We start from the raw sequence: 22,656 nt of genomic DNA, 5'->3' as shown, positions 1-22,656 counted from the left end.
ACAGAGAAGGGAGTCCAAGATGAAAATACAAAGCAGCCTTTTAGGAGAATTGGAGTTTGATGAAAACTATATAATTCATTTTCCCCAGGGCATACCGGCTTTTGAAAATGAAAAAGAATTTATTCTCCTGCCCATGGCGGAAGGCGTGCCCTTTTATTATTTACAATCGGTAAACAACAGCGAGTTATGTCTCTTGCTGGCGCAGCCGTTTACCTTTTTCCCGGATTACGAGATAGATGTGGATGATGAAGATTTAAAGAGATTAAAGCTTAAGGATGAATCACAATTGGCGGTATATTTAATACTTACGGTTCCGGATGATTTTAAAAAGACTACGGCTAACCTGCTGGCACCGCTGCTTATCAATATTGAAAACAGGCTGGGAATGCAGTATGTATCGATAAAGACAAACTACAGCACCCGCCACTTCATATTCAGGCAGGAAAATAAAAACATTGCGGTTAATGCGGCGGGAGGCCTGTAAACTATGCTGGTATTAAGCAGGAAAAAAGATCAGGCCATTGTCATCGGGGAGCAGATAACCGTAAGTATAATTGATATTCAAGGCGATAATGTGCGTATTGGCATATCCGCCCCGTTGGACATTCGCATTTATCGCCAGGAAATATATGATGAAATCCAGGAAGAGAATCGCAAAGCGGCGGAAAACCTGGATAAGCTTAAGAAACAGGTGCAGAATCTTAAAGATTATAAGAATTACCAGGATTAAGGACAGGATTGGCGAGCGGATGATTGATAGAGGAGGTTGAACTTTATGCCATTGCAGATTAGCGGTTTGGTCAGCGGCATGGATACCGAAAGCATAATAAAGGATATGATGAAAGCCAAGCTGGCCCAGGTTGACAAAGTCAAACAACAGAGGCAGATTTTGGAGTGGAAGCGCGACAGCTATCGTGATACCAATATGAAGATATTTAACTTTCGCAACTCTATATTGGATTTGAAGCTGGAATCAACCTTTAATTCCAAACAAGTCGAGGTCAGCGACAACACTGTGCTGGCAGCCATAGCAAAATCCAATGCCCCAAACGGAACTCACATTATTAAGGTCAACAGCCTGATGTCTGGAGTAACGCGCATCAGCCAGAGCGCCCTGGCCGAATATAAAGATACCCTGGCGGAGCAATTTGGGATAACGGATACCGTTACTTTTACCCTGAAAGGCAAGGATGGGGTTTCCCATGCCTACAGTTTTGATACGGCGAGCAAAAGCATCAACGATGTAGTCAAAGAAATCAATGATAACGCCTCGGCCAGCGGTATCAGCGCGGGCTACTCGGCTGACGGCAACCGCTTTATCATCTCAACCACGGATAAGGGCGCCGGGGAAGTTATCGAGCTGGAAGCCGATCCGGATTCATTCATCAACAGCACTTTGAAGTTAGGCATGGCTGAAGGCGTATACCAAGGCACCGATGCTTCCATCGATTTTGACGGGGCTACCGGCATCACCTTTACCTCCAACCAGTTTACTCTGAATGATATTAATTTTGATCTCAAGAAAGCCGGCGAAACCGTCAGCATTACGATAAGCCATGACATCGAAAACGGGGTAGCCAAAATAAAGAGCTTCGTTGAAGCCTACAATGCGCTCATGGAAAATATCAATGTCAAACTCAATGAAAGACGGGAATATGACAAGGAAAGCCATAGTTTCAAATACCAGCCCCTGACCGATGCCCAGAGAAAGGAAATGAGCGAAAAAGAGATAGAGAAATGGGAGGCAGCGGCGAAAAAGGGGATAATGAACAATGAATCCATCTTGCGATCGCTGGCGGCGGAAATCCAAATGACAACCAACAACATATTGAAAAACAATGATGATCTGGTTTATGAAGCAGGAGTCAATCTGTACAGCCGGACAGCCCTGAGCGCTTATGCCGGTACCCTGGCGGATCAGTTTGGGATAACGGGCACGGTTGGCTTTACCCTCAAGGGAGAGGACGGAGTTGACCGGGCTTATAGTTTCGATTCCGCCACCCAAAACATAAACGATGTAGTCAATGCCATCAATGCCAATAGCGCATACAGCGGAATAGAAGCCCACTATTCGACCATTGATAATTCTTTTCGGCTGACTACGCTTAACAAGAGTCCCGATGCCCGCCTGGAAATCGTGGCGGACGGCGATTTATTTTTAAAAAGCACCTTGAAGCTGGAGGTCAATACCGGTGTGTACAAGCCTGGATCCAACCTGATAGGCTACAGTAAAGATGTGAAAGACCTGCCCTTTACCAGCCTCAGTGCTATCGGTATAGGAACCGGGGGCTATCTTACCGGCAGCAAGGACAACGGCAAGCTGGTGATTGACGAAAACAAGTTGCGCGAAGCCCTGCAGGCCGACCCGGAAGGGGTTATGGACCTGTTCAACCTCACGCAAACGGTGCTGGTAGATGGAAAAGTAAAAACCTATGATGTAGGCCTGGCTTTGAAAATAAACACGATGGTCAATGCGGCCGTAAGCCGGATCAATGCCAAGGCGGGAACTGCCGATGCCGTTTATGACAATAGCTTTCTGACCGCCGACATTACGCGCATAGGAGAGAGGATAAGCACCCTGGAAGAGCGCATGAAAGCCCTGGAATTACGATACCGGAGGCAGTTCGCCGCGATGGAAAAGGCTATACATTGGGCTAATATGCAGAGCCAATGGTTGTCCCAAAAAATCGGCGATTTGCAGGGAAGTAATCAATAACAGAAAAATGAAAAATTAAATGAAGAGGTTTTATTTATACCATTGACGCTGTATTTTATGCGTCAGCAAAAATAGAGCTGAAAACAGCTTATAAAAGCTGGGGAAATGAGTAAACTTCCCGGCAAAAATCATCGATATGATATTATGATATATAGTTTAGCTATGCAATTGAGCTCAAGACGCTTTTATGATAAAGCAGGCGGGAATTGTTCCTGTACTGCGGTTAATAAGGTGGGAGGGGGTGTTTGGTTTAAAGGTCGATGCTAAACGACCTGCCGGTGAGCTCGATTGTGCAGTAAGCATAGTATAGGATAGGGCCCTACACGGATGTAGGAGTCAGAATTACAAGGAGGTAGAACTTATATGATTATTAACCACAACATACCAGCATTAAACACCTATAACAAGCTGGTACTCAACAACCTGGGGATGTCCAAGGCCCTGGAGAAATTGTCCTCCGGCCTGCGCATCAACCGCGCGGCTGACGATGCTGCCGGACTGGCCATCTCCGAAAAAATGCGCTCCCAGATCAGAGGTCTGGATCAGGCCAGCCGCAACGCCCAGGACGGCATTTCCTTTATCCAGACAGCTGAGGGTGCATTAAACGAAACCCACGCTATCCTGCAAAGAATGCGGGAACTGGCGGTACAATCTGCCAACGGTACCTACACTTCTCAGGACAGAACCCAGATTCAAAAGGAAATCAACCAGTTAACTGATGAAATCGACCGCATTGCCGGTACTACCCAGTTTAATACCAAGAACCTTTTGGATGGCACCAGTTCCGCTCTGGTATCCACCGACAAGATCAGCACCCGCGTATTCATGCGGGATGGCCTCCGCCAGCTCGACCAGTTTGGACAGAAGGCTCCGGGTGGGGGCAACTATGAGCTGAAGATTACCGCTACACCCGGACAGGCTGAAGTGCTGAAGACTGATATCATGCGGATTAAGCATGAAACGGTTACTGTAAGTGGAGGAGTAGGTTCCTATACGTTATTAACTGGTGGTGGGTTATCTTTTGTAGCGCTGCAGAACTTCACAGGTCCCAGCGGGGTTTTGATGACTGGGGTAGTATTCCAGTTTACTTATGCTTCTGGTATTGGGGCTTTTGCCGTATCAGGTCATATGAGCGGGCAATCTGCAGTTATTAATGTAACTCTTGAAATCGGCGCATCCGGTTCATCCATAAGCGGATTAATGCAGACTAACCAGCAACAGGTATTTGATGCTGTAATGGCACTTAAACTTAACGATACTGGGGAATCCATGACTGGAGTAAACGTAAGTTACTTCCTGGATATGAGAATCGAGGATGCAACAGCATCGTTTTCGGGAATCACATCTGGAACTGACGCAGGGCTTGCAATGGCTGATTTCCAGGCCACCAAGATTGAACGTGTAGGAGAAATTGCCCTGGAAAGTACGAAGCTTTATGATATCCAGGAATTCTGGGATAGTTCTGGGAACTTCATTCTGGCCAATCCCCAGACCATCCAGTTGGTACAGGGAGATGGACAAAAGACTTATATTACTTTGTTCGATACCGATACCATCGGTTCAGTTAGGAATAAGCTTAATGAGGCCATATATAATGGTCTGGGACAGAAATATGTAGTGGATTCATCAGTGTCCAAAGACCGCTTTGTCAGTTATGACCCCTGGGGAACTGAAGGTTTGCAGGCTGTACCAGGTACCTTCATTATTCGTTCCGGTATATCCGGTAATGATGGCAAGATTACCTTTATCGGGGATGACCCGGTTCTGCGTGCGCTGAGCCTGCAGACCATTCAAAAGGCTACTGAGACCCAGTTTAAAGTCAGCGTATACGAAGCCCACAATCAGGTATTATTGGCCAAGGATGTGGAGATCTCAGGTAACAACCTTATAGGGGTAGTAAATAAGGATGTAGACGTACAGTTTGCCTCCAATACTGGTGTTAGGGTAACCTGGGATGACACTGATAAGAAGTTTACTCTTACGGGGACTATTGAGGGTGAAAGTACTTTCATTCATATATCAGATAATACCACCGTATTCCATATAGGTGCCAACCAGAAACAGGATATTGGAGTAGGTATTGGTGATATGAGTACCCGGGCTCTTGGAGTAAACAACATATTAGTTACCAGCAACGAACATGCCAATATTGCAATTGGTAAGATTGATATCGCTATTAACCGGGTATCTTCAGAGAGAGCTAAACTTGGTGCTCTCCAGAACAGACTGGAACACACCATAAATAACTTGTCGGTAACTTCCGAGAACCTGAGTGCATCCGAATCACGTATCCGTGATGTCGACATGGCCAAAGAGATGATGAACTTCACCAAGTACAACATCCTCCAGCAGGCAGCTACAGCTATGCTGGCACAGGCCAACCAGATGCCGCAGACAGTTCTGCAATTACTCAGATAGTTATTATTCACTTAACTGTAGCGGAATATTGCTTTCCGCTACAGTTATTTATAAATTCAGGTTTAATAAGATTAATTAGAGAAGGTAATTAAAGATGTTACAACAAAAAATCAAACAGTTACAGAGGGATATATTTGATTACAATATAGGGACAGTACCAGCACAGCTCAGTAACCTTATGACAACTATTATTGAAACATCGGCCTTTGACCTGAGTGATATTGACAAGGTGCAAAGGTTCAATCATATTATGCAGGCCTGCCTGGAAGCCTTACAGAAGCAGGATTATTTACTATTGGCTGATATTACGCAATTTGAACTTGAAAATTTTTTGGATTTATCTAACAGGGAAGATAATATATGAACATGTGGATTAAAAATTCTAATTTTTTAAAAAAACATTTCCCGGATTTTTATAGCAAGGCTACTGCTGTTGAATATACCTGCAGTAACCTGCAGATTTTCGGCTTAAATGATGGAAATCTATTTTTACAGTCACCATCGTGCCAGTGTTATTTACACAGTAGCTATAATCTAGACAGGGAAATGCAGGAGCTCCTCCGGGAGGCGGATGATCCGGAACAGATTCTCATAATATTCGGCCTCGGGATGGGATACTGCCTTGATTATATACAAAAACACAGGGTTAGATATCGCAGGGTTCTAATTTTGGAGCCTTTTAACAATATATTTAGGGAATTGCTGAAATGGAGGGATCTAGAACTGCTCTTAAAGAAAAAAGGTGTCTCCCTTAGCATATTCAATGATGTTCGGCAAATTATGTCCCAAATTATGGGACAGGTAATGAGCTCTCGTAAAGTAAAGTTTATATATCATTTATCCTACCGTAGTCTATACAGTGATGTCTTTCAGGAGATAAGCCGGATATTTAGCGATGAGAAGCTGGCTTTTATGGCAAGCACCACTACCATCAATTATTTTCTAAACGAATGGACAGAAAATCAGTTAATATCGATTGCTAAAAAGCAACCCAGTGCTTCTGTTTTAAACAATAAATTCAATAATATACCAGCTGTTATTGTGTCGGCAGGCCCGTCTTTAGAGAAGAGAATTGATGAGCTTAAAGAAATACAGGATAAAGCCGTGATTATAGCTCCTGGAACTGGAGCTCGTATATGTAAACAGAAAGGAATAAAAGCTCATATGGCAATCGCCATGGATTCCCAAAAAGCAGAAGCCTATATTTTTAAAGATAGTGATATAGATATATTGGTGGGTTCGTACCGCCTTCATCCCGAAGTGGATAAAAAATTCCCTAATCACTTGCTTAGAATGGCGATTAGTAACGATTTTATTGCCCAGTATTATCATTATTATCTTGATTTGCCGGTGGATATTATAAATGACCATGCTTCCGTATCCTCCTCGGCGGTGGATTTAGCCGTAAAATTGGGTTGCAATCCTATTATCCTTGTAGGACAGGATTTATGTTATTACGATAACAAGGTACACGCAGGCGAAGAAAAGGATACATTGCCTGAATCTATACGTAAATCACTGCAGGAAGCAACTGATATTAATGGGGAAAGGGTATATACTGTTCCTGGATTTTTGGCTAATAGACGGGATATGGAACTTCTGAACCTAAAGTATAAGAATACTTATACTATTATTAATGCTAGTGAAGCGGGATTGGGTATACCGGGTATACCTAATTATAAATTCAGAGACGTAATAGAGGATTATATTGCCAGGCAGGATATTAAAGTCAGAAGAATTATGGAAGAGATATTAGATCAACCAGGTTTTTATGATATTTATAAAGATAATGACATAGATACTTTTTATCAGCATCTTTTGGATGAAATTAGAAATCTACAAGAGATGAATGAGGAAAAACGAGATATGCTTGAGATATTGCAACAGCTAATAGAAAAACAAAGTAGTGAAAAGCGTATGCAAGAATTAGTTGCTTCTATTCAGGCGATTAACCGTCAACTATATAGCAACTACTTTTTTCAAAAAGTTGTTATGCAAATGCTAAATCGCTTTCTAATATATTATCAAGCTGGGGTTTTTTATAATTTTACTGGAAAAAATGCAGAAGCGGAGGCATTCCTTTATTACGAAACTTATGTATACAACCTTAGCAATCGATATTTAAATATCATAAAGGCAATAACAACGAGAGAGCTAAACGGAACTGAGGAAGATAAGCAGTACGAAGGGGCAAATCTCACTGTTGCTGTTAATATGCAGGAACTTGTAGGGACTACGGATTCAATTCGTTTGTCAAAAGACAAGGAAATAGAGGATTGTTTAACAATTCCGTTTGTATAAATAATCTTACGTTAGAGGTTAGCTTGAAATGAAAATTGGTTGTATTATTGAAGCCCGGATGACCTCTAGTCGGCTACCGGGAAAGGTACTAATGGATATATGGGGAAAGCCTGCTATTATCAGGCAGATAGAGCGCATTCAGCGTTCTCGTTTTATCGATAGTATTATTGTGGCCACAACAATTAATGCTAGCGATGATGTTCTGGTGGAATTGCTGGAAAAAGAAAATATTCCGTATTATCGCGGCAGTGAGGATGATGTATTGGGACGGGTAGCAGAAACAGCAAGTTATTTTAATCTGGACGTAGTAGTAGAAATTACCGGTGATTGCCCCCTGGTTGATATTGCAGAAAGCGACCGGGTTATTGAACGCTACCTGGAGGGCGGGTTTGATCTGGTATCCAATAATCTTTTGCGGACTTACCCTATTGGCATGGATACCATTGCGGTAGCCAACCGGGTATTACAGGAGACGGCACAGAGTACGGGTGACCCGGCCCATCGCGAGCATGTCTGCCTTTATCTATATGAACATCCCTTCGATTATAGCTTTTCCAATATTGAGGCTCCACCGTTTTTACGGGATGCCAAATTGAGGATGACTCTGGATACTAAAGAGGACTATGAATTTATTGGCAAAATTTATGAAGAACTATATCCGCAAAAAGCTGATTTTAATTTATACGATATGATGAGACTATTGAATCGCAAACCTGAATTAAGATCTATTAACAACAATATAATGCAAAAGAAAGTCAGGTAAAGCGAAAATGGAAGAAGAGAACACCCGGATATATAATGTTTTAATTATTGGAGCAGGTAAGATAGGGGCTTTTTTTGACCAACCGGGTTCCGAAAATATATTAACCCATGCCCATGCCTTTTCTGCCCATCCAGGTTTTCAACTAGCAGGCTTTGTTGATAGTGATACAGGACAGGCTCAGAAAGCTGCTTCTATCTGGGGTGGAGAATATTTTAATAACCTGGACGAGGCATTACATAAATATAGAGTTGATGTAGTATGCCTGGCTGTACCTGATGAATACCACTACCCGTATTTACAGGAACTGGCCCATCGCAATATTAATATAATTTTTGCCGAAAAACCTCTGACCAAAACTCTGCCCGAAGCCCGGAAAATTAAGCAACGCTATTCAAGTTTACCCATCTCTGTTCAACTCAATTACTCCAGGCGTTTTGTTCCTGAAATAATTACGCTGCGTAATAATATAAGGGATGGCTTATATGGCCGATATTTATCCGGTACTGGTTATTATGGCAAGGGACTGCTGCATAATGGATCCCATCTGCTTGATTTATTGCTTAGTTTATTGGGTGATGTCAGTGATTGCCGTTTAACCGGTGTTATAAATGATTTTTATGATGACGACCCTAGCGTATCGGCTGTTTTAACCATGGCGGAGGGAACGCCATTTTTTTTACAGAGCATAGACTGCCGGGCCTATACCATTTTTGAAATGGATTTGTTGTTTGAACGGCGCAGGGTTCGCTTGATTGATTCCGGATTTGTCATTGAGGAATATGAGATAAGGGAAAGCCCCTTGTTTGCAGGTTACAGGAATCCGCTAGTGGTTTCTGAACAGAGGACTTCGCTGAGCAAGTCCATTTATTATGCGGCAGAGAATATTTACCGGCACCTGGATAAAGATGAACCGCTATATTGTGGGCTCGATGATGGTATTAGTGTTCTTACGCTATGCCACCAGTTAAAAGAGGGATTGCAAGTATGAATAAAAAGATAATGCTGCTGGCACGTGACCCGGGAGGAGCCAATACTGTAATTCCCCTGGCAGAGTCTTTGCGGGAGAGAGGCTATCAGGTGGATTTGTACGGCAAGGACCTTGCTCTTAAGCGTTACCGGCAGATGGGGCTAAAGGGGCAGGATATCACCGAAATCCTAGCTGAGATAAAGACAAGCAGTTGGGAAGATTTCTTATCCCAGCAGCATCCGGACTTTATTATTACCGGAACCAGCGGGGATGATTTTACCGAGAGGTATTTATGGGAAGCGGCCCGAAGTATAGGTATAAAGACCTTTGCCATCCTTGACCAATGGATGAACTATGGTATCAGGTTTTCGAATTTCACTTTGAAGGAACAGGGCCAATACTGGCAGAATAAGCTGCATCCCTACTTGCCTGATTATATCCTGGTAATGGATGAAACCGCCCGGCAAGAGATGCTCAGTGCAGGTATTGATGGCCGGCGGGTGAAAATAAGCGGTCAACCTTATTTTGACCTGATTGTATCAGCACGTAATAGTTTTTCTGCTGAACAAATTCTTAAGGTTAAGAGAGAACTGGGCCTTCAGCCTGACGAATTGATATTTACATTTATTTCTGAACCTATCAGCCAGGATTATGCCGACAGCAATGGAGAACTTTTCTGGGGTTTTGATGAAAAAAGCACTTGTAGTATGCTCCTGCATACCTTGGATAAGGTACTGGAACGAAGTAGCCAACGGGTTAGGCTTATTATCAAGCAGCATCCTCGTGAAAATGAAGATAATTATAGTTTTCTCAATAATGAAATAAGCAATGAGCATATTAGCATCAGTACAGTAAAAGATATTGATTCCTGGTCTTTACTCAGGGCTTCTGATCTGGTCTGCGGAATGTCCTCTATGCTTTTGATGGAGGCGATTATTCTGGGGTGTCCGGTTTTAAGCATACAAATCGGACTGAATCGGGCCAGCCCCTTAATTCTGGTTAAAAGGGGTATCCTTTCTCCTATCCTTAAACAGGAGGAACTGGAAAATACCCTGCGGACAATACTGGTGGATAAAGATATACCCATTATCAACTGGCATATTGAAAGCGGGGCAGTTGATAAAGTCATTACCTATATGGAGGAATTACTATGCATAAACTGGCCATCAACGGTGGAGAAAAGGTAAGAACCAGCTTATTCCCAGCCTATAAGGTTATTGGCGAAGAGGAAATAGCCGCAGTCAAGCATGTGCTGGAATCCGGAGTTTTATCCCGTTTCCTGGGTACCTGGCATGAGGATTTTTATGGGGGGCCACAGGTGCGGGCATTGGAGGCAGAATGGGCTGAGTATTTTGAAGTGAAACATGCTATAGCAGTAAATTCGGCTACATCAGGATTATACTGCGCCATGGGGGCAACGGGTGTTGGACCTGGTGACGAAGTAATAGTATCACCGTACACCATGACTGCTTCAGCTGCTGCCGTTCTGGTGTATAACGCCGTTCCGGTTTTTGCTGATATTGAAGAGGATTGTTTTTGCCTGGAGCCACATTCAGTGGAGCAACGGATTACCCCGTATACGCGGGCCGTTATAGTTGTAGATATTTTTGGGCAGCCCTACGATGCGGACCGCATCAATGCTATTGCTCAAAAACACAATTTATTGGTTATTGAAGATGCCGCTCAGGCTCCCGGAGCCCGGTATAAGGGTAAATGGGCCGGAACCCTGGGTGATATCGGGGTATTCTCCCTTAATTATCATAAACATATCCACAGCGGTGAGGGGGGGATTGTGGTAACTGATAATAATGAACTGGCAGAACGAGTGAGGTTGATAAGGAACCATGCCGAAGCGGTGGTAGAGAATAAAGGTTACAACAATCTTATTAATATGCTGGGCTTCAATTACCGTATGACCGAGGTGGAGGCAGCGATTGCCCGGGAACAGCTGAAAAAATTGAAGGGGTTGCTAAAACAGCGCCGTGAAAACGTTATATACCTGGAAGAACAAATATCGCGGATTCCCTGTTTACAAATGCCTGCGGTCAGGGATTCCTGTCAACACAGTTACTATGTTCACGCTCTCAAGTTCAAGTCGGATATGGTCGATATTAATAGAGAGTTATTTATAAATGCGGTTAAGGCTGAACTGATGCCTGTAGAGTTGAGGGAAAGCGAAGGGGTAAACGTAGGTTGCGGATACGTTAAGCCGTTGTACCTGCAACCGCTTTACCAGCAGCAAGTGCTTTATGGCGATAAAGGTTGTCCTTTTAACTGTCCGCATTATGAGGGGACTATAAATTACCGCCAGGGTTTGTGCCCAGTTTGCGAGAAAATGCATTATGAAGAACTGATTACCCATGAATTAATACGCCCGCCCATGAGTAAAGATGACCTGAATGATGTGGGAAAAGCATTTGCAAAGGTTTGGAGGTCTTATTCTAATGAGAAATAAAGATATATTTCTACAGGGTGAATATGTAGCGTTAAAAGTCCTTGATGAAACTGATATTGAAAATAGTAATTGGTACGATTGGTTTAATGATGAAAAGACTACCAGATTTATGCAAAAACATTACTATCCCAATACCAAGAAACAGCAATTGGAATTCTGGGAAAGCCAGATAAAAGGAAACGATAATAAAATTCAGCTGGGAATTTGCCCTGCCCAGGGGGGAAATATTGTCGGATGCGTTAGTTTAAGTTCTATTGATTACCTTAATAGGAAGGCTGAGATTGCCACAATAATTGGAGAAAGCTCGGCGCGCAATGTTAAGATTTTTTATGAATCCAACAAATTAATGATAATGCATGGTTTTCATACATTAAACTTAAATCGTATTTATGGAGGAACCATAGTTAAAGAATTAGCAGATGCTATGTGCAGGTTTTTTGGATTCCAAATAGAAGGAATTTCCCGGCAGGATGTATACAAAAACGGAACTTATCACGATGTATATCAAATAGGTTTGTTGAAAGAAGATTTTGCTAAAAGGTTTAAAAACCAAGCACAGTGTTAGGAGATACGGATATGGATAAAAGCAAATCACTGCTTGTTAGCCTGATCAATAACATATCAAATATTGATTGTTTCCAGAAAAAAAGTGTTGAAAGATTTTTCTCACAACTAACAGAAGTGCAATTTAAACAAGTAGAAGAATTTGCCGATGACTATTTGCTGGCTTTGTTAGATAAAGGATACAGTCTGGAGGAAATGGCCGAAGACTATTCGTGGATGTGCCGGGAAATATTAAAGGAGCAAATTTACTTTAAGAGGAAAAAACATTATAGATATAACAGAATAGATGATGTTATTGACAAGGTATATAATAACAAAACTTACATGAAAAGGTATATGATTGGAGTTGGAATCTCGCAGATTTTATGGGAGAATCATAATTTAATGTATAAATTCTGGTTACAACATCTCAGTAAATCCAAAGGGAAAACATATCTCGAAATTGGCATAGGTCATGGATGGTTTTTTACCAGTGCAGTTAAAAATAGTGGTTTCGAAGAATATGTAGGGGTTGATATTAGTGAAACATCACTTTCAATGACTCGAGATTTATTAGATAGAATGGGTACGAATTTAAAATATGAACTGATATTAAATGATATTATGGAATTGACTCAATATGATAATTCAATTGACTTCGTTTGTATGGGTGAAGTCCTAGAACATGTTGAAAAACCACAACTGCTTATTGACAAAATTGCTTCTATGATGAAACGTGGTGGGAAGGCATATATTTCAACATGTGCTAATGCCCCTGTTATTGATCATATTTACTTGTTTAATAATATTGAAGAAATCCGAGAACTTTTTTACACGGCCAATCTACGTATTATGGATGAAATTATTGTTTGCAATGATAATACGCCCAAGGATTTGTGGGAGCAGAAAAAGGCAAATTTAAGTTATGCAGCTATTGTCGAAAGGTAGAAGGTGGGGTATAAGATGGTACAAATCTCGAATTTAACGGATATAATTCCACAGGTTCGTGAATTTGAGAATACAGACTATTATGAACAATCAACAAAAATATATTTCCTGCGTAATTTTACTATAGAAATGATAGAGCCCTATCTGAAATACAATCTTTATTCCAACGGAATAAAACCGGAAGTAATTTTTGGTGAGTACGATGTTATTAACCAGGAATTATTGGATCCCCAATCAAATTTACACAAGGTTAACCCGGAAATAATTATATTGGCAATGTTTATGGATAACTTTGTTCCTGAGTTACTGTCCTCAAAAGATGAGCTTATAGATTTCCTGAGTGACTTGGATGAACAATTTGAACTATTATTAGTGAATACAGATAGCCTTATTATTCTTAATACTTTTATCCCTTCTATGTATTCTGAATGGGGGATTGCTAGCCTTTCCCATGTATCAAAATCTGAATATATTATATGTAAGATTAACCAGCATATCAGGGAATACGTTTCCAATCATTCGGACAGGTTTTTTCTTGTCGATTGGGAGAGATTGATTCGTATTTTAGGAGAGGAAAATAGTATTGATTACCGGTTTTGGTATTCCTCCCGAGCTCCGTTTAAAAATGCCTTTCTTGATTTATATTCCCGGGAAATTACTAAAATCGTACGTGCATTAAAGGGACTGAGTAAAAAATGTGTCATTTTGGATTGTGATAATACCCTGTGGGGAGGGGTAGTAGGAGAAGATGGTCTGGACGGGATAAAATTAGATAAACATAGTTATCCTGGGCGAGTTTTTTTTGATTTTCAGAAGAATCTTCTTTATTTATATGAGCGAGGGGTATTAATCACGCTTTGCAGCAAAAATAATGAAGAAGATGTATGGGAAGTGCTGGATAATCACCCCTATTCGCTATTAAAGCGTTCTCATTTGACGGGTTGGCGGATAAACTGGGAAAATAAAGTTAAAAATATTGAATCCCTGGCACGAGAACTGAATATTGGTCTGGATAGTATGGTACTGGTAGATGACAGTCCAGTAGAATGCGGACAGGTTAAACAATATCTACCTGATGTTACGGTAATAACAGTGCCTCAAAAACTATATATATATCCTCCTCTCTTATTAAGAGATGGACTATTTGATACCCTTAATTTTAGCAGCGAAGATAAAAACAGAACCCAAATGTATCAATCCGAAGCCAGGCGTAAACAGGATCAAAAGCAGTTTAGTAGTATTGATGATTATCTTGCTTCGCTGGAACTGGTTGAAACAATTCATCCCATAAGACCAGGTGAAATTGCTAGGGTTGCACAATTAACCCAAAAAACCAACCAGTTTAACCTGACCACCCGGAGATATTCGGAAGCCGATATTAAGCGTTTTGCAGATGATCCTGATGCAGCCATTTATGTTTTGTATGTCAATGATAGATATGGAGAGTATGGATTAACTGGCATATTAATCGCACGTTTTGAGGATCATAAGTGCATTTTAGATTCATTTTTACTCAGTTGTCGTATATTAGGAAGAAAATTAGAGAAGGTTTTTGTTTTCCATTGCATGAAAGAAATTATAAAAAGTCATAACATTTCGCAATGGCAGGCGGAATACATTCCCAGTAAAAAAAATCAGCAAGTTATGAGTTTTTGGGAAGATATGGGCTTTACGCTGCAGTCAAAGGGTAACGGAATTAAGAAATACTCATTAGCTACAAGTGAATTTAAGCCAGAACAAATTGATTTTATTAAGATTGTGGAGGAATAAAGCATGGAAGAAAGGGTAAAGAGAATAATGGCTGAGATCTTAGGGATTAAGCAAGAAAGTATTAATAGTAAGACAACACCGGATACTGTTAAAGAATGGGATTCACTAAAACATATGCAGTTAATATTAGCTCTGGAAGAAGAATTCTCAGTAGAGATTCCAGACGAATTTATTGATAAGATGCTTAATGTAGATATGATTTTTTCAGTTTTAAGAAACCTGGTTGAATAATGAACAACTGATGGCATGAACAATTAAATATATCAACAGAGGGAGTATATTATGGCAGAGACAACGACAATTAAATTAAACCCGCACCCTGACATAGAGTTAAACCAGGAGCGTGAAGAAATTAAGGCGTTTTTAACTATGCCGGATGCCGGGATAAACCCGGATACCGGTATAATTATGGTGGTAAATGAATTGGGGGAGCTGGCTGACAGCGATTATCAGAAAAATGAACTCAGGCCTTATTTAGCTAATAAGTTAAATTGCATTGCGGTGGGCGTTAATTACTTTGGGGTTTACCGTAACAGCCAGATTCAGATAAGACCCAGCTTCCTGCATAATATCAACCGTATATACAACATGAATCTAACCCTGGAGAGTTTTACTGGAGTTCAAAGTGCAGCAGATGTATACAGGATAATCGCTGAAGCAGTTGTGGCTAAAGGTATAACCAGCCTCGATTTAAGGTGTCAACCTCATTTGATAACAGGTAAGGATGAATATCAATCATGGGGATTTTTACCTGCAGTTGACTGTCTTCAGGTTTTAGGTGAGGTGTTGCAGCGTTATCAGCTAAACACCCGTAAGATATTGGCCTTTGGTAAACGATATGGAGCTTACATAGCACTTTTAATGGGTAAATATGCTCCACATACCTTTTCAACCATCATAGACCGGGAAGCTTATTCGCGGGTGGAATTGAAACATGTGGTAAGCGGGGAGATTATGGAAGCTGACTACCTGTTTAGTTTTGATCTGAATAACAATATGAAATTTTATATTGCTTCCGCTTGTAATAACCCCTGGACTATTGAAAACGAATCGGTTCCGCATTATTTTTCCGATAGCCACCGCCAGATTCGCAGCCTCTTATTTGAAAAACATAGGATTCCCTCAGAGACCTGTTATCATATTTTTCATTCTGAGGATAACGGGGTTACATCAATTTATGATAAAGACCGTTGTGTGGAGATATTACAGCGGTACAATATGGTGTTCTATAATCGTATACCGGCAGGAGATAAAGAGGCCGGGCAAACAGATATGGAGTTGTTTGAACGATTTCTTATGATTCATGGGGAAGACATACAAAAGAACAGTACGGATACTGATTTCAGTTTAGATAGTAATTACATATTTAACTACGGCGATAAAAGCTATGAGTTTAAATTTGATAGTGGGGGCAGGATTCAGGTTAGTATTATTTATCCAGACTGACCTCACTACGAAGCTTATTTTTTTGTTCTGTATATGAAACCTGTCCAAAATCCACAAGTATCCTTTGTGGTGCATATTCTTTAATAGTATTAATCTGAACTTAAATATTTGGGAGGCCATAGATGAAAATTGTAGTTATCGTACAGGCACGTATGACCTCTACCCGTTTACCCGGTAAGGTATTGTGCGAGGTGATGGGCAAGCCCCTGCTGGAATACCAGATAGAAAGGCTGCGCCAGGTTACGCAGGCAGATGAACTGATCATTGCAACTACTACTAATGATACTGACCAACCTATAATCGAACTTTGTAAACGCCTGGGGGTGGCATATTATCGTGGCCCGGAAGAGGATGTATTATCACGTTATTATGAAGCAGCTGCCCAATTTGGGGCAGATGTAGTGGTAAGGGTAACCTCGGACTGCCCCCTCATTGACCCTGGAGTAATGGATGAGGTGATTTCATTATACATAAATAACTACGAAAAATATGACTATGTATCAAATACCCTGGAACGGACTTACCCGCGGGGATTGGATACAGAAGTTTTTTCTATGGCGGCTCTGGAAAAAGCATGTAGAGAAGCTCGGGAAAAGCCGGAAAGAGAGCATGTTACCCTTTTTATGTACCGGCGACCGGAACAGTTTCGACTGGCTAATTCCAGCAATGCTATAGATTACAGCCAACACCGATGGACGTTAGATACTCCCGAAGATTTCCAGTTTATCAAGCTTATCCTGCAGGAACTTTATCCACTAAATAGCAGGTTTAGCTGGATGGAGTTGATTGGTCTTTTAAATGAACACCCGGAATGGGTACAGATTAATGCTGCGGTAAAACAAAAAGAATTATAAATGGTGAGGTGTGGAAATGAGTGGATATAAAACGGAACAGGAAGAATTCTGGACCGGTCAATTTGGTGATGATTATACGAACCGAAATCAGGGTTCTCAGCTAATAGCCAGCAACACAGCTTTGTTTGCGTCAATAATAGCCAGAACCCGGCAGGTAAAAAGCATTCTGGAGTTGGGCGCAAACCGGGGTCTGGATCTTCTGGCCTTAAGAAGTCTGCTGCCTGCTGTGGAACTGTCGGCGATCGAGATTAACCCGAAAGCGGTAAAGGAATTGGAGAGCATTAATAATCTTAAAATATATCAGCAATCCATCCTGGATTTTTCTGTAGATTATCAGCGTGATTTGGTATTGTCCAAAGGATTGTTAATACATATTGCACCGGAAATGTTGCCCAGGGCTTATCAGGTTTTATATGAAAGCAGTAGCCGTTATATATGTTTGGCAGAATATTATAATACTACACCGGTAGAAGTAGAATACCGGGGCAATAAAGGAAAGCTGTTTAAACGGGATTTTGCTGGGGAGATGATGGATAGATATCCTGATTTGGCTTTACTGGATTACGGTTTCACCTATCATAGGGATAATAACTTCCCCCAGGGTGATCTGACCTGGTTTGTTTTGAGCAAATAATACCGGAGGTTCAAATGACGATAAATATCAGGGACGGCCATTTGCGCATTCTTCAAACAGAAGACTTGGATATGGTTTTAAAATGGCGCAATTCCAACCGGGTACGGTTAAACATGTTATCAACTCATGTTATTACCGAGGAGGAGCACAGGAGTTGGTTTTTTAACCTGGATCATAATACCTGTCGATATTTGGTTTTTGAATATCGGCAAAGACCGGTGGGGCTGGTTAATTTTACTGAAATTGATCAAAATGATAATCGATGCAGCTGGGGGTTTTATCTCGGTGAAAGCGATGTACCTCCGGGAACCGGTTTGTTAATGGGCTATTTGAGTATGGAATATGTGTTTTCGGTATTAAATATCAGGAAACTGTGCAGCCAGGTACTGAGCAATAATAAAAAGAGTATTAATTATCATCATAAGCTAGGGTTTAAGGAAGAAGGGCGTTTATTGCAACATCATTTACATAACGGGGTTTATGTGGATGTAATAGTGCTGGCCTTGTTTAAAGATAATTGGGAAGGGCGTAGAGATGACCCTTTGTTCTTGCAGGCAACTGGCCCGGATGCAATAAAATAACAGACAGGTTAACTTGGCCGTTTTTTGTTATAGAGTGTTGCAATTAGGCCTTGGGGAGGTTTTTTATAAGTGAAAGAATTTAACCTTGGGGGAAGTTTGGTGGGGGAAAAGCATCCTCCATTTATCGTTGCTGAAATGTCGGGGAATCATAATCAATCCCTGCAGCGAGCTTTAGAAATCGTAGAAGCGGCTGCCAGGGCGGGTGTTGCGGCGGTTAAATTACAGACTTATACTGCGGACACAATAACCCTGGATATAAACCAGGGCGATTTTTTTATAGAGGATACGGACAGCCTGTGGCAGGGTAGAAGTTTGCATGAGTTATATAAGGAAGCCTATACTCCCTGGGAATGGCATGAGGCGATTTTTAAGCGTTGCCGGGAGCTGGGATTGATGGCGTTTAGTACGCCTTTTGACGAGACCGCGGTGGATTTTTTAGAATCATTGGAGGTTCCCTGCTATAAGATTGCTTCTTTTGAAAATACCGATTTACCTCTTATTCGCAAGGTAGCAGCAACCGGCAAACCTATGATTATTTCTACCGGCATGGCCAGTGTTGCCGAGATAGACGAAACTGTCAGGGTGGCCTGGGAGGCAGGCTGTGAAGATTTAATTCTGCTGAAGTGTACCAGCTCTTATCCGGCCAGCCCGGAGGACAGTAATTTGCTTACAATTCCCCATATGCGAAAACTATTTGATTGTCCGGTAGGGCTGTCGGATCATACTATGGGAATTGGTGCAGCTGTGGCTTCGGTTGCTTTGGGAGCCTGTTTGATAGAGAAGCATTTTACCTTGTCCCGGGCGGACGGAGGGGTGGATTCCGCTTTTTCCATGGAACCTGAAGAAATGGGGCAACTGGTAATTGAATCGGAACGGGCCTGGCAGGCATTGGGGAGAATAAGCTATAGCCCAGGTGAACAGGAAAGGAAATCTTTAAAATTCCGGCGTTCTTTATATATAGCTAAAGACATGGCGGCAGGGGAAGCTTTGACCCCGGAGAATCTACGTATTGTACGACCGGGATATGGTTTGGAACCGAAGTATTATGAAGTATTATTAGGGAAAAAGGTTAAGCAGGCTGTAAAAAAAGGTACTCCATTAAGCTGGGATTTGATATAACTACGGTAAAATAAGGTTGATATTAGATATAGTGATGTAATGTCAGTACCAGGTAATACTACTGCAGAGATTTTTGGAGTTTTATAGCTCTTTTCCCGGAAAACCGTAAAGGAAGGATAGTTGGTGAATTATCATGAGACTATCTGGCCATGAAATAAACTCTATTAAAGAAACAGTAAAAAACGTTGATCAGGATGCGCGGATATATCTGTTTGGCTCCCGGGTCGATAAAAAAAAAGAGGGGGAGATATTGATTTGTTGATATTCTCCTATAAGCTAAAAGAAGAAGATAGATTTAGAATCAAGAGGGATTTGTGGGAACAAATAGGGGAGCAGAAAATAGATATTATTATTGTCCGGGATGAGTCTGACCCCTTTACGAGAATTGTGTTAAAGGAGGCGGTTTTATTGTGAAGAATGATGAGCTGGAATTGTTTGCCAAGGAATTAAAGCTTTTAGATGAGGCCGCCAAAATTCTGGCTTATTCTTATGAAGCATGCAGGAAAATAGGTATTAAGGAAAGCTATGCGCTGGAAGAATTAGATAAGTTTGAGGCATTGACCAGCCGTTTTGCAAGAACAAGCGATATATTGATTCAAAGAATCTTCAGATTAATAGATGTTCTGGAATTGGAAAAAACCGGGCAGTATAATAGATCGAATAAACCGAGCAGAAAAAAGAAACTTGATTTCTTCCGGGGAAGTGTTCAAAGAAATAAGGTATTTGCGCAATGAAATTGCCCATGAGTATGTGCCGATGGCGATTGAGCAAATATTTAAAGAAGTATTAAGATTAACCCCTCATATTATTGATAGTGTTGAACGAATCCAGAAGTGGGAGCCAGATTTGTAAGATCCACCATGAAGCGTGGCTTTTCAGTAGGGCCGGGTCATTGTAATGTAGTATATACCTATAAATACCTAAGGAGCTCTAATTAGTATGAATGAGATTATCGCCATTCGGGTAGATGGCAACAGTGAAATAGGTTTTGGGCATTTGATGAGAATGAAGGCTTTGGCCCGGGAGCTTGGCAAGCTGGGGGCTGAAGTTATTTTTTTGAGCAGAAATCCGGAAAATATTGAGGGATACCGGGTATTGCAATTGGACCCGCAAGCCAGGGACGAAGAGGATCTGCCGGTAGAAGGGATACTGATGAATATACAGGCGGGAATGCTTATTATTGATTCCTATGAGTATACTCAGGAGAGGCTGGATCGGGTAGGGCAGTTGCCCTTATTAAGCGTGTATGTGGACGATCTCAATCGCCACCCATTTAATACGGATTTTATAGTTAATGGCAATTTGTATGCTCAGGGGCTTCCATACCGAGGGAGGGCCAGGTTTTTGCTGGGCACTAAATATTTATTGATGCGGGAGGAGTTCGCCGGGGTTCCTCTGCGCTCAGCAAATCCAGGTGTGGAGCATTTGTTGATTACTTTTGGGGCGGCGGATATGGAGAATATTACTCCAGGATTTTTGCATATTCTTAGAAGTTATGAGCATTTTGAAGATTTGTACTGGCATGTGGTGATAGGGCCGGTATTTTGTAATCTTGCAGAGATTGAGGCGGTAGCCCGGGTGTGTCCCAATGTGGTTTTGCATTATAACCCTGCTATAAAGAATTTGATGGATTTTTGCGATATGTCTATTAGTGCCGCCGGGAGTACCACTTATGAACTGGCGGCCTGTGGTGTACCGGCTATGCTGGTAGTTGCGGCCGATAACCAGTTGCGGCTGGCCCGAGAGGCAGAGCAGCAGGGAATAGCGTTTAACCTGGGGTGGCATCATGAATTGGAGGCGGCCAGGTTGTACTCTGCTCTGGATAGTTTGATAAATAATCAGATGTTAAGGGAGAAGATGGCTGTCTGCGGGCAGGAGCTTATCGATGGCCGAGGCGCGCAGCGGGTTGCAGCTATACTGATGGATGAGATGAGGAAAAATAGATAATGGAAGAATTAAAGATTTACTGCGCCGTAGATTTTCTTGAGATCGGCACAGATTTGCTTTCTGTCCTTGTATTGCACAAACTCAGTTGAATTGCGGATTTGGTGTACTATGCATAACTGCTGCTTAGTCTTTGGAAATACTGCGTTAATGGCTTCTCCAAGCCCTTTCAGGTTATCGTGGCAAGCGATAAAAATGTCTGTAACACCGCGTTTCTTAAGGTCGGAGCAAATGCTAGATTATTGACATTTACACGGGTGCTTATTCAGACTCCCCATACCAGTTTCTTTATGCTTTATTACCCGATGCATTTTAGGTACTGGTTAATTAAACCCATATACTCCAGGTAGTATTGTAAGCAGGTGTTTATAGAGTTATAGACGACTTCGTCATTGATTTCCTCATATTCGTGTACCAGTATATTCCTGAGCCCGGTAGAAGGTGCTATCTTTAAAGCAAATTCAACCGGTATGATGTTCTGCCCGGCGATATCAATAAAGGAGTTAAAGTAATCAACAGCGCCTTTGTTGCCCTGCATCTTCAGGAGCATATTATTGATATCTGTAGCACACTCGACTATTAGCTGCATGGTTCTTTCTATAGCTCGCCGATATATTGAGTTGCTGATATATTCGTCTAGTGAAATAGAAGAGAGAGATTTTAGCTCGGTATAGTAAGTTTGTAGTTTGTCTAATTTGGCACATATTCTATCGCGGTCTGACATTTTTTAATTCCTCCGCTAATTTTTTCTCGAACAGGGCGTGTTTGACCTGGCGGAATTTACGGGTTTCGTAATAGCATTTATATAGATAGGGGCATAATTCTTGAAAGTACCCTTCTTCTTTTTCATAAAGAACTCTACCATCATTGGCAACTGCTTCTTTTAAAAGACCGGAAGCGGTTTGCAGGTTAACCAGGTCTATGTTGCTTTTGCGATGGAGCAGGATTAAATCGCTCATCAAATCAAACAACTGCTGGCTATTAAGCTGCTGTTCTGATATAAAGGCAATATCTATGTCACTGCGGGAGGGGTCAAAGTCTTCCTGCCGGGCATAGCTGCCGTAATATACTAATAGCTTCAGGTGATATTTTTCTACTACTTGTTGCAGTTTATCGGCATCGATTTTAATGAGCATTTTTAAAACCTCCTTTCAGCCCTAGCGGTTATACGTAAAAGCTATGGTACATAGCATAATG

23 protein-coding genes and 3 pseudogenes are annotated in these 22,656 nt (G+C 41.6%); 23 read left to right on the top strand and 3 right to left on the bottom strand.

The features are described from left to right. The first annotated feature begins 19 nt into the window (after positions 1 to 19). The 23 genes and pseudogenes from fliW to pseG all read left to right on the top strand — a co-directional run bounded on the left by fliW (position 20) and on the right by pseG (position 21,462). Entirely contained in the window at positions 20 to 484 is a 465-nt protein-coding gene (gene fliW, locus AWB54_RS00910; protein WP_061212765.1) for a flagellar assembly protein FliW, read from the top strand. Positions 485 to 487: 3 nt separating this feature from the next. Further along, positions 488 to 730 carry a carbon storage regulator CsrA gene (csrA, locus tag AWB54_RS00905; protein ID WP_061212764.1) on the top strand — a complete coding sequence of 81 codons (243 nt, stop codon included), beginning with the start codon at positions 488 to 490 and terminating at the stop codon, positions 728 to 730. A gap of 45 nt (positions 731 to 775) precedes the next feature. After that, positions 776 to 2,716, top strand: a complete 1,941-nt coding sequence (gene fliD / locus AWB54_RS00900; protein WP_061212763.1) for a flagellar filament capping protein FliD — start codon at positions 776 to 778, stop codon at positions 2,714 to 2,716. Between the two features lie 363 nt (positions 2,717 to 3,079). Further along, positions 3,080 to 3,538 (top strand): annotated as a pseudogene (locus AWB54_RS16805) (flagellin N-terminal helical domain-containing protein); the annotation flags it as partial. 1,320 nt (positions 3,539 to 4,858) lie between these two features. After that, positions 4,859 to 5,134 (top strand): annotated as a pseudogene (locus AWB54_RS16800) (flagellin); the annotation flags it as partial. 94 nt (positions 5,135 to 5,228) lie between these two features. Further along, complete coding sequence (locus AWB54_RS00890; RefSeq protein ID WP_061212761.1) at positions 5,229 to 5,498, top strand: hypothetical protein; 270 nt, start codon at positions 5,229 to 5,231, stop codon at positions 5,496 to 5,498. A 548-nt stretch (positions 5,499 to 6,046) separates the two neighbouring features. Then, positions 6,047 to 7,435: a motility associated factor glycosyltransferase family protein gene (locus AWB54_RS00885; RefSeq protein ID WP_160328885.1), complete on the top strand. Its 1,389-nt coding sequence runs from the start codon at positions 6,047 to 6,049 to the stop codon at positions 7,433 to 7,435. A 28-nt stretch (positions 7,436 to 7,463) separates the two neighbouring features. Then, a complete protein-coding gene (locus AWB54_RS00880) occupies positions 7,464 to 8,198 on the top strand; it encodes a cytidylyltransferase domain-containing protein (protein WP_061212759.1) in 735 nt (244 codons plus the stop codon). 7 nt (positions 8,199 to 8,205) lie between these two features. Then, a complete protein-coding gene (locus AWB54_RS00875) occupies positions 8,206 to 9,186 on the top strand; it encodes a Gfo/Idh/MocA family protein (protein ID WP_061212758.1) in 981 nt (326 codons plus the stop codon). Next, positions 9,183 to 10,352: a DUF354 domain-containing protein gene (locus AWB54_RS00870; protein WP_061212757.1), complete on the top strand. Its 1,170-nt coding sequence runs from the start codon at positions 9,183 to 9,185 to the stop codon at positions 10,350 to 10,352. The genes AWB54_RS00875 and AWB54_RS00870 overlap by 4 nt, the downstream gene beginning before the upstream one ends. Then, positions 10,316 to 11,620: a DegT/DnrJ/EryC1/StrS family aminotransferase gene (locus tag AWB54_RS00865; RefSeq protein ID WP_061212756.1), complete on the top strand. Its 1,305-nt coding sequence runs from the start codon at positions 10,316 to 10,318 to the stop codon at positions 11,618 to 11,620. Before AWB54_RS00870 ends, AWB54_RS00865 begins: the two co-directional genes overlap by 37 nt. Next, the gene (locus AWB54_RS00860; RefSeq protein WP_061212755.1) at positions 11,610 to 12,185 is read left to right on the top strand and encodes a GNAT family N-acetyltransferase; all 576 of its coding nucleotides are present in this window, start codon (positions 11,610 to 11,612) and stop codon (positions 12,183 to 12,185) included. The genes AWB54_RS00865 and AWB54_RS00860 overlap by 11 nt, the downstream gene beginning before the upstream one ends. Positions 12,186 to 12,196: 11 nt before the next feature. Next, positions 12,197 to 13,111: a class I SAM-dependent methyltransferase gene (locus tag AWB54_RS00855; protein WP_061212754.1), complete on the top strand. Its 915-nt coding sequence runs from the start codon at positions 12,197 to 12,199 to the stop codon at positions 13,109 to 13,111. A 15-nt stretch (positions 13,112 to 13,126) separates the two neighbouring features. Then, on the top strand, positions 13,127 to 14,881 hold the full coding sequence (locus AWB54_RS00850) for an HAD-IIIC family phosphatase (RefSeq protein ID WP_061212753.1): 1,755 nt from the start codon (positions 13,127 to 13,129) through the stop codon (positions 14,879 to 14,881). 3 nt (positions 14,882 to 14,884) lie between these two features. After that, positions 14,885 to 15,112: an acyl carrier protein gene (locus AWB54_RS00845; protein ID WP_061212752.1), complete on the top strand. Its 228-nt coding sequence runs from the start codon at positions 14,885 to 14,887 to the stop codon at positions 15,110 to 15,112. Between the two features lie 51 nt (positions 15,113 to 15,163). After that, entirely contained in the window at positions 15,164 to 16,327 is a 1,164-nt protein-coding gene (locus AWB54_RS00840) for a DUF2920 family protein (RefSeq protein WP_061212751.1), read from the top strand. A gap of 122 nt (positions 16,328 to 16,449) precedes the next feature. Beyond that, the gene (locus tag AWB54_RS00835) at positions 16,450 to 17,181 is read left to right on the top strand and encodes a cytidylyltransferase domain-containing protein (RefSeq protein WP_061212750.1); all 732 of its coding nucleotides are present in this window, start codon (positions 16,450 to 16,452) and stop codon (positions 17,179 to 17,181) included. A gap of 16 nt (positions 17,182 to 17,197) precedes the next feature. Next, positions 17,198 to 17,815, top strand: coding sequence for a pseudaminic acid biosynthesis-associated methylase (locus AWB54_RS00830; RefSeq protein ID WP_061212749.1), 618 nt, complete (start codon positions 17,198 to 17,200; stop codon positions 17,813 to 17,815). 14 nt (positions 17,816 to 17,829) lie between these two features. Then, positions 17,830 to 18,396, top strand: coding sequence for a UDP-4-amino-4,6-dideoxy-N-acetyl-beta-L-altrosamine N-acetyltransferase (gene pseH / locus AWB54_RS00825; RefSeq protein WP_061212748.1), 567 nt, complete (start codon positions 17,830 to 17,832; stop codon positions 18,394 to 18,396). Positions 18,397 to 18,465: 69 nt separating this feature from the next. Continuing rightward, positions 18,466 to 19,515: a pseudaminic acid synthase gene (gene pseI, locus AWB54_RS00820; RefSeq protein ID WP_061212747.1), complete on the top strand. Its 1,050-nt coding sequence runs from the start codon at positions 18,466 to 18,468 to the stop codon at positions 19,513 to 19,515. Between the two features lie 255 nt (positions 19,516 to 19,770). Further along, positions 19,771 to 19,929 (top strand): hypothetical protein, encoded by a 159-nt coding sequence (locus AWB54_RS16115; RefSeq protein WP_201785601.1) that lies wholly within the window; start codon positions 19,771 to 19,773, stop codon positions 19,927 to 19,929. Then, positions 19,926 to 20,249, top strand: a complete 324-nt coding sequence (locus AWB54_RS00810) for a hypothetical protein (protein WP_061212746.1) — start codon at positions 19,926 to 19,928, stop codon at positions 20,247 to 20,249. Before AWB54_RS16115 ends, AWB54_RS00810 begins: the two co-directional genes overlap by 4 nt. 205 nt (positions 20,250 to 20,454) lie before the next feature. Beyond that, positions 20,455 to 21,462, top strand: coding sequence for a UDP-2,4-diacetamido-2,4,6-trideoxy-beta-L-altropyranose hydrolase (gene pseG / locus AWB54_RS00805; RefSeq protein ID WP_061212745.1), 1,008 nt, complete (start codon positions 20,455 to 20,457; stop codon positions 21,460 to 21,462). Between the two features lie 11 nt (positions 21,463 to 21,473). On the opposite strand, the pseudogene AWB54_RS15130 reads toward pseG, so the two are convergent. The 3 genes and pseudogenes from AWB54_RS15130 to mntA all read right to left on the bottom strand — a co-directional run. Continuing rightward, positions 21,474 to 21,695: pseudogene (locus tag AWB54_RS15130) on the bottom strand (transposase); the annotation flags it as partial. A 62-nt stretch (positions 21,696 to 21,757) separates the two neighbouring features. Next, entirely contained in the window at positions 21,758 to 22,183 is a 426-nt protein-coding gene (hepT, locus tag AWB54_RS00800; RefSeq protein ID WP_061212744.1) for a type VII toxin-antitoxin system HepT family RNase toxin, read from the bottom strand. Continuing rightward, entirely contained in the window at positions 22,167 to 22,595 is a 429-nt protein-coding gene (mntA, locus tag AWB54_RS00795; protein WP_061212743.1) for a type VII toxin-antitoxin system MntA family adenylyltransferase antitoxin, read from the bottom strand. The genes hepT and mntA overlap by 17 nt, the downstream gene beginning before the upstream one ends. Positions 22,596 to 22,656: the final 61 nt, after the last annotated feature.

Source organism: Syntrophomonas wolfei subsp. methylbutyratica, assembly GCF_001570625.1.
Classification (GTDB): domain Bacteria; phylum Bacillota; class Syntrophomonadia; order Syntrophomonadales; family Syntrophomonadaceae; genus Syntrophomonas; species Syntrophomonas methylbutyratica.
This window is presented reverse-complemented; position numbering and strand designations above follow the sequence as displayed.